Here is a 12,021-nt window from a genome sequence, read left to right as displayed (position 1 = left end):
CTGACGCAAGGTTGAGCAACATAGAGAAAGGCACAACCATTTTGCTTTCTGGAACGTTACCGCCGTGAATATGCCAAACAGGATTATTCAGCTGCGCTTTTGGTTCCTGCGTCGCATAGGCGCGAAGCTGCTGATGATACTCATCAACCGCCTTTGGAATAACGTCAAAATGCATCCGTTTCGCCGTCTTCGGCTTTTGATACATGAAGTACGACAGACTCTCGGACGATGCATAGGTCAGCCACTGGTCAATAGACACGCCATTGCCAGAGGTCTTGGAAATCTTCTGACCGTTCTCATCGAGGAACAGCTCATACGTGAAATGCTCTGGCGCAGGCATGCCCAGCAAGCGGCAAATCTTGTCATAGATCGGCGTGTTCGTTGAATGGTCTTTGCCATACATCTCGAAATCGACGCCCAGCGCCGCCCAGCGCGCACCAAAGTCAGGCTTCCACTGCAATTTCACATTGCCGCCCGTCACAGGCACAGTCCACTCGCGCCCCTCTTCATCATCGAAGGTAACCGTATAGTCTTCACGATTGACTGATTTCATCGGCACGTAGAGCACCTTGCCTGTTTCAGGGTGAAACGGCAGGAAGATCGAATAAGTCTGACGGCGCTCTTCGCGCAGTGAGGCCAACATGACCTCCATAATCGCATCGTATTTGTCGACCGCGCGCTTAAGCACGTCGTCAAACTGACCAGAGCCATAAAATTCGGTTGCGCTATAGAATTCATACTCGAACCCGAAGGTATCAAGGAAACGACGCAACATCGCGTTGTTGTGGTGACCAAAGCTTTCGAACTTGCCAAACGGATCGGGCACAGAGGTCAGCGGTTTTTGCAAATGCTCTTCGAGGCTCTCAGAATTCGGCACATTGCTCGGCACTTTGCGCATGCCGTCCAGATCATCTGAGAAACAAACGAGCTTCGTCGGGTAATCGCTGATTTCCTGAAACGCACGCATGATCATTGTCGTGCGCGACACCTCACCAAACGTGCCAATATGCGGCAGACCAGACGGACCATAGCCTGTCTCAAACAGCACATACCCCTTCTCTGGCGGCGCTTTTTTATAGCGTTTGAGCACCTTGCGCGCTTCTTCAAACGGCCAGGCTTTCGAGCTCATCGCAACATCGCGCAGATCAGACATATCAGGTCTCCAAGAAAAGAAACCTGCCCGAATGGGCAGGCATGTGGGCGCTACCTATTGAATACAGGGGGTATCGTCAATATTCTGCATATGCATCCTAACGAAAGCAAACACGCTATGAACCAAGCAACACCTCACCCGCTCAGCCCACAAGATTGCCTTGTGGCCTTGATGATCGCGGTTTCCGCATCGGACGAGGATATTCGCACGGTCGAATTGGTGAAAATCCAAACCGCAGTAAACAATCTGCCTGTGTTTGCCTCGTATGATATCGACCGCATGAACATCATCGCGCAAACGGTTTTCGATCTGTTTGAGCAGGAAGACGGCCTTGATGCGCTCTTCGGTCTTGTTCGGGATAACCTGCCAGAACGACTCTTTGAAACAGCCTATGCGCTCTCTTGCGATGTAGCCGCCGCCGATGGCACGCTTCAAGAAAGCGAGCTGCGTATTTTGGAAGAAGTACGCTATGAGCTGGACATCGACCGCCTGCACGCCGCTGCGATTGAGCGCGGCGCACGCGCGCGTCACATCACTTAAGCGACGCACAAAACGCAAACGAAAAAGCCGCAGCCTGTTGCCAGTGCTGCGGTTTTTCTTTTTCAATCGCCCTGCTTAGAGAACGGTTACGACGGTCCCGATAGGAACACGCTCATATAGATCAGTGACATGACTGTTGATCATGCGAATACAGCCATTGGACACGGATTGGCCAATAGACTTTGGCTGAGTTGTACCATGAATTCGGAAGAAGGTGTCCCGACCATTCTGGAACAAGTAAAGCGCGCGCGCGCCAAGTGGATTGCCAGGTCCACCAGGTTGGGCGTCTAGGTTGCCTTTAAACTTACCGTAAAGATGCGGATCGCGCTCGATCATCTCGTTGGTCGGACGCCACGTGGGCCATTCCTTTTTGACGTCAATCGTTGCGGTGCCTTGGAATTCCAGACCGGCCTTGCCAACACCAACACCATAGCGCACAGCTTTGTTGGGTGCTTCGATCCAATATAGGAAATGCGCGCGCGGCATGACCAAAAGCTGACCCGGCGCGATGCCGTCCTTAACCCGAACATATTGCGGTTTATACTGTTCAGCCACTTCAAATTCTTGGGCCTGCGCAAATTGCGGAAGCAGCACACTGGCTGCACTTGTCTGAATAAATGTGCGACGCGAAATCATTGGCACCCGTTCCCTCGTTATGAATAGGCGATAACCTGCCAGAAACCGCACAAAAATCAATCCCACCGCGATCACAACGACGTTGGGTCCCTTGAAAACACACTCGACACGGACCAATCCGCTATCTATCGATCAGCTAAACAGCAAGGCGGATGATCCAATGTACCCAAGCCCTACCCTTTCGCACCGCCGCGCCGACATTGGCGTGCATGCCTTTGGCCTCGTCGCGATTCTCATTGCTGGCACTCTCATGCTCTTCAAGGCGAGCGATACACTCGCGACGCCCCTTTTCCTTGCGGTGCTGGTCTATGTGCTCTGTGCTCTCGCATCCAACCAAGCGTCTTGCTTTTACCATTTCGCCCCATGGCACGACAAACGCGCCCTTCTGCGCCGCATCGATCACGCAGCCATCTACCTTAGCATTTCAGGCACCTTTACCCCGCTGCTCATTCAAGCAGGCACAACACGCGCCCTTGTCATCCTTGCGCTGTGCTGGGTCTTTGCCCTGCTCGCGATCTGGAACAAGATCACCAATCCACAAATCAAATCCCGCTGGTCCACGGCCTCCTATCTTGCGCTTGGCGCACTTGGCTTGCTCGCCCTGCCCGATCTACAAGGTGTACCCGCGATCACGCCTAAATTCATTCTTGCCGGCTGCGCGAGCTACGCCATCGGCACGATCTTTTATGCGCGCAAAAACTTACCATTTCGTTATGCAATTTGGCACACTTGGGTCAGCGTCGGCGGCATGCTCATGTTCGCGGGCATCTGGCTCGCGCTATTTTAAGGACATCCCATGGCTGGCAAAAAACTCACCTGCTTGAAATGCGCACAACTCAACCGCGTGCCATTTGATAAACTCGGCGATGGCCCGAAATGCGGCTTTTGCGGCGCGGCGTTGATGCCGAGCAAAGCGATAGAGATCACCCCCGCGATCTTTACCAAAGCCAGCGCGAGCGATGACGTGCCGCTGGTCGTGGATTTCTGGGCTCCGTGGTGCGGGCCGTGCAAAATGATGGGGCCAGAGTTCGACAAAGCCGCGAAAGCGCTTAGCGGCAAAGCGCGGCTTGTGAAGCTGAACACCCAAGACCACCCTGCCCCGTCCCAACGCCTCGGCATCCGCGGCATCCCAACGATGATCGCATGGCAGAACGGACGCGAAGTCAAACGCCAGTCAGGCGCGATGAAGATGGGTCAGATTGTTGGGTGGGTTCCGAAGGGATAGTTAAAACGGATAAGGTCTAATTTGAATATATAGACCACTCGAAATATCCAGGCTAACAGACGTCAATTCCGAAGGAACACCGTTGGCATCTAGCGTTGCTAATCCTGAAAATCCAACATTTAGTTCCGTATCGGAAATCCCCGAAACGCTGTCGAAGGGTATTAGCTTTTTATCTTCAGAATCATACGCTGCATTGTCCCAATCTGGATGGGTGTAATCCACACTCAAATAGACACATGCTTTGCCTAAAACGAGCAAATCGCCGCCATCTTGGATAGGAGCAAAGGCCTTAATTTTACCGAATTGGATATCAGATATTTCAAAGTAATCGACCTCAGCGTCTTCGACATCTTCAATTTCAATCTGCCACTCTTCAAGTTCTAACCGTAGAAGCTCTTGGAAATCTTCATTGTCCTCCAGCCAGCTTCCTACATCCGGCCCATCAGTCGAATAACCTAAGTACTTGAACAAGCCCTCGACTGTTTCAACAACCCTGATGCTACTGTCGTGTTGTTCTGCGGCTTGAAAATCCTTGTCTTTCGAGAGAATGAGAAGCTTGCTTTGTGGCGTGCCGAACCTTTTCGCTCGCCTTTCTCTGTGTTTTTTTATTGCTGCTAGAATAAAGGCATCTGGAAATTGATTCTTCTTGGCACCGCTAGAAAAAACACCCTCGTTTTTGGAATAACTATTCAATACGGCTGATGGCTTGACGGTATCAATTGAAACTTCTCGCGCCCTCAATCTACGCATGACCTGACCTACAACTCGCTCATAATAAGCATCCAAGTCTTTCCGTAGTATATCGGATGTCAAATTTGGTAAATCTTCCTGCAAAATCTTTATTGCAAGACTTCTAACATGCGTCTTAGTCAAAGGGGCCAATGCATCATAAGCATTTTGAGATAGCTTTTTCCTAACCTCATTTTTGGTGTGATCAGTTGTAAATATTCTCAACTCCCCAGCCTCGACCAAATCATGTAATTGCTCAAGGCTGGGGCTACTTAAGTCGCGCCCTTGCTGGATGTAAAAATTGCTGTCTATGTAGATCTCTTTTACCAAATCTACCTCGCGAATTTCTTATGCTTAATCCGCTTTGGCTCCAGAGCATCCGCACCCAAACGGCGTTTCTTGTCTTCCTCATAGTCCTCGAAGTTACCCTCGAACCATTCCACATGCGCATCGCCCTCAAAGGCCAGCATGTGTGTACAAATCCGATCCAAGAAGAAACGGTCGTGAGAAATCACAACGGCGCAGCCTGCAAAATCAACCAAAGCGTCTTCCAAGGCGCGCAGCGTTTCGACGTCCAGATCGTTCGTAGGTTCATCGAGCAGTAGAACGTTGCCGCCCTCTTTCAGCAAACGCGCCATGTGCACACGGTTGCGTTCACCACCTGAGAGCAAGTTCACCTTCTTCTGCTGATCTCCGCCCTTAAAGTTGAAGGACGAGCAATAGGCACGACTATTCACTTCCGCATCGCCCAGCGCGATGATCTCGGAGCCGCCGGAAATCGCTTCCCACACGGTTTGATCATCTTGCAGATCGTCACGCGACTGATCCACATAGGACAGTTGCACCGTGTCACCATAGCTCACCGTGCCCTCATCCGGGGTTTCCTGACCTGTCAGCATCTTGAACAAAGTTGATTTACCCGCGCCGTTCGGCCCGATCACACCAACAATACCACCCGGTGGCAGATCAAAGGACAGATTTTCGACCAAGAGCTTATCGCCCATCGCCTTCTTCAGACCTTCAACCTCGATCACCTTGTTGCCAAGACGTGGACCGTTCGGAATGACGATCTGTGCGCGGCCAACCTTGTCGCGCTCGGACTGGTTCGCGAGCTCGTTATAGGCGGTGATACGCGCTTTGGATTTGGCCTGACGGGCCTTCGCGCCTTGGCGCATCCACTCAAGTTCGCGCTCAAGCGTCTTTTGCTTGGACTTGTCTTCACGTGCTTCCTGCGCGAGGCGTTTCGCCTTCTGCTCCAGCCACGCGGAATAGTTGCCCTCGTAAGGAATGCCCTTGCCGCGATCCAGCTCCAGAATCCAGCTGGTGATGTCATCAAGGAAATAACGGTCGTGCGTGACGCAAAGGATCGTGCCCTTGTAATCGATCAAGTGCTTTTGCAGCCAAGCAATCGTTTCCGCATCAAGGTGGTTGGTCGGCTCATCGAGCAGCAGCATATCTGGCTGTTCCAGCAACAGCTTACACAGCGCAACGCGGCGTGCCTCACCACCAGAAAGGGTTGTCACATCCGCATCATCCGGCGGGCAGCGCAGCGCTTCCATGGAAACGTCGATCTGGCTGTCAAGATCCCAAAGGTTCTCCGCATCGATTTTATCCTGAAGCTCGGCCATCTCTTCGGCTGTCTCATCTGAATAGTTCATCGCAAGTTCATTGTAGCGATCAAGGATGTCTTTCTTGTCCTTCACGCCCAGCATCACATTGCCGCGCACATCGAGCGTTTCGTCAAGCTTCGGCTCTTGCGGAAGATAGCCAACATGGGCGCCCTCGGCCTTCCATGCCTCGCCTTGGAAATCCTTATCCCAACCGGCCATGATCTTGAGCAGTGTCGATTTACCCGCGCCGTTGACACCAACGACACCGATTTTCACACCGGGCAAAAAGTTTAGGTGGATGTTTTCAAAGCATTTCTTGCCGCCCGGATAGGTCTTAGACACGCCTTGCATGTGATACACATATTGATACGCCGCCATGGGGGTCGCTCCTCACGCTAAATTCAGTTGGTCCTGACATAGAGCGATGCGAGGATAGGCGCAATTGAATAGGAGGCTTCACATGTTCGGCGTCGCGTCACTCCTGATCGCTCAGATCAGCGCACCTTGGCTTAATCCCCATACAGAGGAAACGTTGCCGCGCGACTTTGGCTGTTTGTCCCAGTCCGAGCTGCGCAATGACATGCATCCATCCGAGTTGGCCCGTATCGTGCGTGCCTGTGCAGAGGATCAAAGGTATGACGACGCGATACAGGTCTATTACACCTATTCATCGTACGGCCTGTTCGATCAACAACGCGTGCGCGATGAAAGTGCGCATGTGGTCTTGCCCGAACTGTCGCAATGGATGTTTGCCTTCTTGGATCGCCCCACAATGACGGGCGTGCGTGCCTCCATCGACAAGATGCGCGATCCAAAGCATCCGTTCTTTGTTGAGACCTGCGGCAACATCTTTGCGCTTGGACCTCCGGATTATCGCCCCGGCTATATGATCCGCTACGGAATGATCCCTCGCAAATCCGCGAATGATTGGCAACACGAAGTATTCGATACAGATGCCGCGTGGCACAAGGCAGTCGTTGAGATCAACAAATGCGATCTTGAACGTCACACCTTTTCGAGATGATTAGTCTAATTAAAAATCTAGTTCGAGCCCGATGTGCCGAATGATGTGCCGCGCTCCAATGACTGCTTTCTAAAACTAACGGAAACCTTCGGCCATAAGCGTTTGAAAATCGCGCTCCAACCGTAGCTTCGGCGCGCGCCTGTCAGATTTAGGCAGCGTTCGCAAAAACCTCTGGATTTGACGATAACGGGCAGTGCGCAAAGGATCACTTATAGTCATGCACAGGCCGCAAGCCATGGCAGCAAGAAGAAGAATCAACGTTAGAAACGTGACGCCAGAAATGAGCATGCGACCCGAAAGCAACACGGAACTGGCAGCCAAGGTTGGCAGCAGGAGCAAAACGACAAGTTGCGCGAATGGCCCTAATTTACGCCAGACAAATTCTATGCCGTCAGAATACAGGCCCATACCACTCAGAATTCCTAGAAAAATCAATCCGCGGTCTATCGTGCCAGACCAAAAACCAATCTGGAAGAACTGTAAGACACAGATATAAACAGCAAGGGTGACAAAACATAACCGAAGCACAGCAAATATCCGCAACGTGAATGAACCCTCCATCGGAACGGTTTGACCGATTTCGTCAAAGTAGGGTGTTGTATTCATGAAGATTTTGCCCACTGATTGGATATCATTGTATAAAACAAAAATGTGGCGATTTTTTGCTAGTGCGTTGGCATTCCCAATTTTACTCAGAAGGATATTCCACACCAGTTGTTCGAAGTGCCCGCAAGGAACAGACCTTTGACGAACTTCACAGACTGTCCGCTTCATCCGCATGGCAACCAATCAAATTAACGCCATCTGATTGCACGCCTTTCCTTGCCGCTTTAAAGCGAAAGCATGACACCAACAGCGCAGACAACTCGCGGTAGACGCATTGGCCTTTTGGGTGGCTCTTTTGATCCAGCCCATCAGGGACACGCGCATATTACGCGCGAGGCGCTCAAACGGTTCGATTTGCAAGAGGTCTGGTGGCTCGTCTCCCCCGGCAATCCACTTAAGTCCCGCGGCCCTGCCCCAATGGAAAAGCGCCTGACACGTGCACGCAAAGTTATGCAGCATCCGCGCGTTCATATCAGCGATATCGAAGCCGAGCTAAACACCCGCTACACTGCGGAAACCCTGCGTGCGCTACAACAGCGCTTTCCCTTTGCCAGCTTCACATGGCTCATGGGTGCGGACAATCTGGCGCAGTTCCATCTATGGAAAGACTGGCAAGAGATCATGCAAAGCGTTCCTATCGGCGTGCTCGCACGTCCAGGCGAACGCATTGAAGGGCGCACTGCCCCTGCCGCGCAAATCTACCGACATGCCCTTTTGAAAGGACGTCGCGCCCAGAGGTTATCCTATGCACAGGCGCCAGCTTGGTCGTTTGTGAACGTGCCTATGCGGGACATTTCATCGACTGATTTACGCGCGCGCGGCGATTGGCCGTCTTGATTGCAGCAGCGCAACGGCACTTCCCGCGGCAATGATCAGTGCCATGCCCGCAATGGTCAAAGCATCTGGTAAGTCACCAAAGACAAGCCATCCGAGCAAAACTGCAGATATCAATTGGAAGTACACGAAAGGCGCCAGTTTGGACGCCTCTTGCATCTTATAAGCAAAGAGCATGAGCACATTGCCAATCATCGACCCCACAGAGCTATAAAGCGTGAGCCACGCAATCTCTGTCGTCATTTCAGGGAAATTCCCGATCACAAAAGGCCCTGTCAAAACAACAGGCCCAATCATTTGCGTCAGCATCAGCCCGCCCAAGGCAACTTGCCCCGCAAGCCAACGCGAAACCGTCAAGAACAGCCCGTAGCAGCACCCGGCGATCAAGGCCCAGCCAAGTCCCGCGGACGTGTCAAAGCCCGGACGAACGATCATCAAGACCCCGACGAAGCCGAGCACAACCAAGACCGATTGCACCGCGCCTGTGCGCTCTTTCAGGAACCAGACCGAAAGAATGTAGCTCACCATCGGCGCGATAAAGAATGCCCCGAACACATCAGCCAGCGGCGCGAGCTTGAACGCCTGCGTGATACAGCTGATCCCAAGCGCAATAATGGCAGAGCGGAACCAGACCCGCCAATCGCGCCAAACAGCCAAACCCGCGCGCCACGTAAAGGGCAGCAGGATCAGAGCACCTATCGCAAAGCGCGTCCAAACCACATAGATCGGCGCCACGCCGATTTGAGATGTGAGCACCTTACTGGCCGCATCCCCTGCCGGAATAAAGCTCATCGCGATGAGCATAATCAAAATCGCTTTGGTCATAAGCATCGGCTAACACGGCCCAAAGCCGAGCAACAGCGAAACAATTCTAGCGCCTGACATCACATTGCCGTAAAATGCCCAAGTGTCGCGCCGCTCTGGCCTTGTTTTGACCCCATCGATTTGCATTAATCCCCGAATGACCAAATTATTTTCAAGACGCTTTTTTCTGACCTCGGTGGCTTCTGCCTCTTTCGGTCATGTCGCATTCGCAAATGCCCCATTATCATCGCTGCGCCCAACGGCGCGCGGCGGCGCGCAAGGCACGGCAGCCGCAGTGGTTCGCCAACCCGCTACCCCCAAGGCGCTGATAGATTCCGCGAAGCTTGGCGGCGCGGTCGGTTTTGCAGTAGCTGATCTCAACAGCGGCAAACTGCTAGAGACCAACGACGCAGCAAAGGGACTTCCCCCAGCGAGCACTGCAAAATCGATCACTGCGCTTTATGCCCTTGATGTGCTTGGCCCCGATTTCCGCTTTAGCACGCGCGTCAGCACCAATGGGTCGGTTGCAGGCGGTGTCGTCAGTGGAGATCTGTTCCTTATTGGCGGCGGCGATCCAACGCTCGATACAAATGCGCTCGCTGATATGGCTGCGCAACTCAAAGGTCTTGGCATTCGAGAAGTGCGTGGAAACTTCTACTACGTTGAAAACGCGCTCCTGAACGTCAAAGAACTCGATACATCCCAACCCGACCATGTCAGCTACAATCCATCGATCTCTGGACTAAACCTGAACTTCAATCGTGTTCATTTTCAATGGCAGCGCACAGGCGATGGCTACTCCGTCGCGATGGATGCGCGTTCTGACAAACATCGGCCCAAGGTCTACATTTCCAAAATGCAGATCGCATCGCGCAATCTGCCTGTCTACAGCTACAAAGATGGCGGCCGCTTTGATCAATGGAGCGTTGCGCGCGGTGCCCTCGGCAAAAGTGGGTCGCGTTGGTTGCCTGTGCGCAAACCCGGGCTTTATGCAGCGGATGTGTTCCAAACCCTTGCGCGCGCGCAGGGCATTGCTCTGAAAACGCCGCAGCAATCTAACCGCACGGCCAATACGCGAACGCTTGTGACACATTCCAGCGCCCCGCTCACACGTATCCTGCGCGATATGTTAAAGTTCTCGACCAACCTCACAGCCGAGGCCGTTGGACTAGTCGCAACGCAGGCGCGCGGCAAACGCGTGACGTCCCTAAAAGGGTCCGGTAGCGAAATGAGCAAATGGGCCAACAGCACGCTCAAAATGGGCAATGCTAGCTTTGCAGATCATTCAGGTCTCAGCGATGCGAGCAAGGTCACCGCCCAAGGGATGGTGAACGCGATGTTGATCGCGCGGCGTCGTCCTGGATTTGCTGAATTGCTCAAGCCATTCACCATGCGCGATGCCAATCGCAAGGTAATCAAGAACCATCCCATTAAGGTTAATGCAAAAACGGGTACGTTGAATTTTGTTAGCGCACTGTCAGGCTACATGACTGCGCCAGATGGAAAACAGTTGGCGTTTTCAATGATTTGCGCAGACACGAACCGACGCAGAGGTATCAAGGACGCAGACAAAGAAGCGCCGAAAGGCGGGCGCGACTGGAATCGCCGCGCCAAAGCCCTGCAACAAAAACTAATTGAGCGTTGGGGCGCTGTTTACGGTTAACGCCCCTAACGCCACTCAGTTTTGCACCACGATCCGCGTATCCTTGAAGCCATGTTTCTTCACCAATGCAAACAGCTTAGCTGCGTTGTCCGTGTGAAGACGTACGCACCCAGCTGACACGGGGCTTCCTAAACGGCTGGTTTGATTGGTTCCGTGCACCGCGTAATTGCCACGAAAGAAGATTGAATATGGCATGGGCGCATTGTTGTAGAGGCTGGATTTATGATGGCGCGACAAGAATTTTGGGGAGTAAGAACCACGAGGCGTGACCTTCCCTTTACGCGCGGTCGAAACGGGCCAACGATAAATGACTTCACCATGACGAATGACGGTCATTGTCTGGCTGGACACGTCAACCTTTGCAACCAACGACGCTGCCGAAGCCAAAATTGGCATGCACAATAAAACGGACAAAACGATCAAAAAACTACGCAATATGTAGTCCTCCCTTTGAATAGATAATCTAAATATCGTATATCAAAGGCCAAAAGCCGGATTTTGTCAAAAGTTAACTTAGAGCGCGACGGACTCGATAAGAACGATAGAGGCTGCAGACAAACCTGCCCCGCCTTCAACACGCGCAATCAGGTTTTCCCCGATGCGGATCAAAGCATCTTCGTTGTTGTCTTCAACCTCAACAACTGGTTCTTCTTCACCATCAAATTGCAACGCAATGACGTCTTCATCATCTTCATAATCTGTAATCACGACCGTGTTTTCATCGACCATATCTTCATGCAGAACGAAAAGATCTTCGCCGCTGCCACCCTCTGCGGTATCGCCTCCAGACAACAATAGAATGTCATCGCCAGCTTCACCGAAAAGAACACCACCTTGCTCTTCCTCGCTGGCTTCGTCCAAGAATGAGATATCTACGCCATTGAACGCACCATCCTCGCGCAGCATGTCAAAATCGACGTTTTCTGTTTCTTGAAATTCGCCGTCCTGCAAAACTGCAGTAGCAGATGCGGTGATATCCAATGCGCCGTTTTCGCCAAATTCGATATAGTTGCTCACCAGCAAATCATTCCCAGGGCCGCCAAACAGCGTATCAGCCGCACCTCCGCCAATCAGCAAATCGTCTCCCGCGTTTCCGAACAGTTCATCATCGCCACCGTTTCCAAAAACCGTGTCATCGCCGTTGTCTCCAAACAATGAATCCATACCAGTGTCACCACCGATGATATCATCGCCGCC

14 protein-coding genes are annotated in these 12,021 nt (G+C 52.4%); 6 read left to right on the top strand and 8 right to left on the bottom strand.

Annotation, left to right across the window (positions count from 1 at the left end; all coding sequences use genetic code 11):
• Window positions 1–1,153, bottom strand: a 1,153-nt coding sequence (locus ABJQ89_RS13245; protein WP_348496686.1) for a lysine--tRNA ligase, incomplete at its 3' end; no start/stop codon positions are given.
• A gap of 117 nt (window positions 1,154–1,270) precedes the next feature.
• Here ABJQ89_RS13245 and ABJQ89_RS13240 point away from each other — a divergent pair.
• Entirely contained in the window at window positions 1,271–1,693 is a 423-nt protein-coding gene (locus ABJQ89_RS13240; protein WP_348496685.1) for a tellurite resistance TerB family protein, read from the top strand.
• A gap of 75 nt (window positions 1,694–1,768) precedes the next feature.
• Here the strand turns inward: ABJQ89_RS13240 and ABJQ89_RS13235 are convergent, their stop codons facing one another.
• The gene (locus ABJQ89_RS13235) at window positions 1,769–2,329 is read right to left on the bottom strand and encodes a L,D-transpeptidase (protein WP_348496684.1); all 561 of its coding nucleotides are present in this window, start codon (window positions 2,327–2,329) and stop codon (window positions 1,769–1,771) included.
• A gap of 160 nt (window positions 2,330–2,489) precedes the next feature.
• Between ABJQ89_RS13235 and ABJQ89_RS13230 the strand changes: the two genes are divergently transcribed.
• Together ABJQ89_RS13230 and trxC are read left to right on the top strand one after the other, a co-directional pair.
• Window positions 2,490–3,116 (top strand): hemolysin III family protein, encoded by a 627-nt coding sequence (locus tag ABJQ89_RS13230; RefSeq protein ID WP_348496683.1) that lies wholly within the window; start codon window positions 2,490–2,492, stop codon window positions 3,114–3,116.
• Between the two features lie 9 nt (window positions 3,117–3,125).
• On the top strand, window positions 3,126–3,554 hold the full coding sequence (gene trxC / locus ABJQ89_RS13225; protein WP_348496682.1) for a thioredoxin TrxC: 429 nt from the start codon (window positions 3,126–3,128) through the stop codon (window positions 3,552–3,554).
• On the opposite strand, the gene ABJQ89_RS13220 is transcribed toward trxC, so the two are convergent.
• Complete coding sequence (locus ABJQ89_RS13220) at window positions 3,555–4,613, bottom strand: PIN domain-containing protein (protein WP_348496681.1); 1,059 nt, start codon at window positions 4,611–4,613, stop codon at window positions 3,555–3,557.
• Window positions 4,614–4,615: 2 nt separating this feature from the next.
• Entirely contained in the window at window positions 4,616–6,271 is a 1,656-nt protein-coding gene (gene ettA, locus ABJQ89_RS13215) for an energy-dependent translational throttle protein EttA (protein WP_348496680.1), read from the bottom strand.
• A gap of 82 nt (window positions 6,272–6,353) precedes the next feature.
• Here ettA and ABJQ89_RS13210 point away from each other — a divergent pair, with 82 nt between their 5' ends.
• Window positions 6,354–6,917, top strand: a complete 564-nt coding sequence (locus tag ABJQ89_RS13210) for a hypothetical protein (RefSeq protein ID WP_348496679.1) — start codon at window positions 6,354–6,356, stop codon at window positions 6,915–6,917.
• 75 nt (window positions 6,918–6,992) lie between these two features.
• Here ABJQ89_RS13210 and ABJQ89_RS13205 read toward each other — a convergent pair whose 3' ends face one another.
• Entirely contained in the window at window positions 6,993–7,691 is a 699-nt protein-coding gene (locus ABJQ89_RS13205) for a hypothetical protein (protein ID WP_348496678.1), read from the bottom strand.
• Between the two features lie 69 nt (window positions 7,692–7,760).
• Here ABJQ89_RS13205 and ABJQ89_RS13200 point away from each other — a divergent pair, with 69 nt between their 5' ends.
• Window positions 7,761–8,360 carry a nicotinate-nucleotide adenylyltransferase gene (locus ABJQ89_RS13200; protein WP_348496677.1) on the top strand — a complete coding sequence of 200 codons (600 nt, stop codon included), beginning with the start codon at window positions 7,761–7,763 and terminating at the stop codon, window positions 8,358–8,360.
• Here ABJQ89_RS13200 and ABJQ89_RS13195 read toward each other — a convergent pair.
• On the bottom strand, window positions 8,331–9,182 hold the full coding sequence (locus ABJQ89_RS13195; RefSeq protein WP_348496676.1) for a DMT family transporter: 852 nt from the start codon (window positions 9,180–9,182) through the stop codon (window positions 8,331–8,333). The genes ABJQ89_RS13200 and ABJQ89_RS13195 overlap by 30 nt on opposite strands.
• A 136-nt stretch (window positions 9,183–9,318) precedes the next feature.
• On the opposite strand from ABJQ89_RS13195, the gene dacB reads away from it, so the two are divergent.
• Window positions 9,319–10,824, top strand: a complete 1,506-nt coding sequence (dacB, locus tag ABJQ89_RS13190) for a D-alanyl-D-alanine carboxypeptidase/D-alanyl-D-alanine-endopeptidase (RefSeq protein ID WP_348496675.1) — start codon at window positions 9,319–9,321, stop codon at window positions 10,822–10,824.
• Window positions 10,825–10,839: 15 nt separating this feature from the next.
• On the opposite strand, the gene ABJQ89_RS13185 is transcribed toward dacB, so the two are convergent.
• Together ABJQ89_RS13185 and ABJQ89_RS13180 are read right to left on the bottom strand one after the other, a co-directional pair.
• Window positions 10,840–11,259: a L,D-transpeptidase gene (locus ABJQ89_RS13185; protein ID WP_348496674.1), complete on the bottom strand. Its 420-nt coding sequence runs from the start codon at window positions 11,257–11,259 to the stop codon at window positions 10,840–10,842.
• 78 nt (window positions 11,260–11,337) lie between these two features.
• On the bottom strand, window positions 11,338–12,021 hold a 684-nt coding region (locus tag ABJQ89_RS13180), incomplete at its 5' end, for a hypothetical protein (RefSeq protein WP_348496673.1).

This window comes from Planktotalea sp. (genome assembly GCF_039984035.1).
GTDB lineage: Bacteria > Pseudomonadota > Alphaproteobacteria > Rhodobacterales > Rhodobacteraceae > Planktotalea.
This window is presented reverse-complemented; position numbering and strand designations above follow the sequence as displayed.

Bases quoted from the DNA above. Each gene is read 5' to 3' on its own strand.
- trxC (WP_348496682.1), top strand. From the start codon at position 3,126: ATGGCTGGCAAAAAACTCACCTGCTTGAAATGCGCACAACTCAACCGC.
- ABJQ89_RS13235 (WP_348496684.1), bottom strand. From the start codon at position 2,329: ATGATTTCGCGTCGCACATTTATTCAGACAAGTGCAGCCAGTGTGCTG.
- ABJQ89_RS13205 (WP_348496678.1), bottom strand. From the start codon at position 7,691: ATGAAGCGGACAGTCTGTGAAGTTCGTCAAAGGTCTGTTCCTTGCGGG.
- dacB (WP_348496675.1), top strand. From the start codon at position 9,319: ATGACCAAATTATTTTCAAGACGCTTTTTTCTGACCTCGGTGGCTTCT.
- ABJQ89_RS13210 (WP_348496679.1), top strand. From the start codon at position 6,354: ATGTTCGGCGTCGCGTCACTCCTGATCGCTCAGATCAGCGCACCTTGG.
- ABJQ89_RS13230 (WP_348496683.1), top strand. From the start codon at position 2,490: ATGTACCCAAGCCCTACCCTTTCGCACCGCCGCGCCGACATTGGCGTG.
- ABJQ89_RS13240 (WP_348496685.1), top strand. From the start codon at position 1,271: ATGAACCAAGCAACACCTCACCCGCTCAGCCCACAAGATTGCCTTGTG.
- ABJQ89_RS13195 (WP_348496676.1), bottom strand. From the start codon at position 9,182: ATGACCAAAGCGATTTTGATTATGCTCATCGCGATGAGCTTTATTCCG.
- ettA (WP_348496680.1), bottom strand. From the start codon at position 6,271: ATGGCGGCGTATCAATATGTGTATCACATGCAAGGCGTGTCTAAGACC.
- ABJQ89_RS13200 (WP_348496677.1), top strand. From the start codon at position 7,761: ATGACACCAACAGCGCAGACAACTCGCGGTAGACGCATTGGCCTTTTG.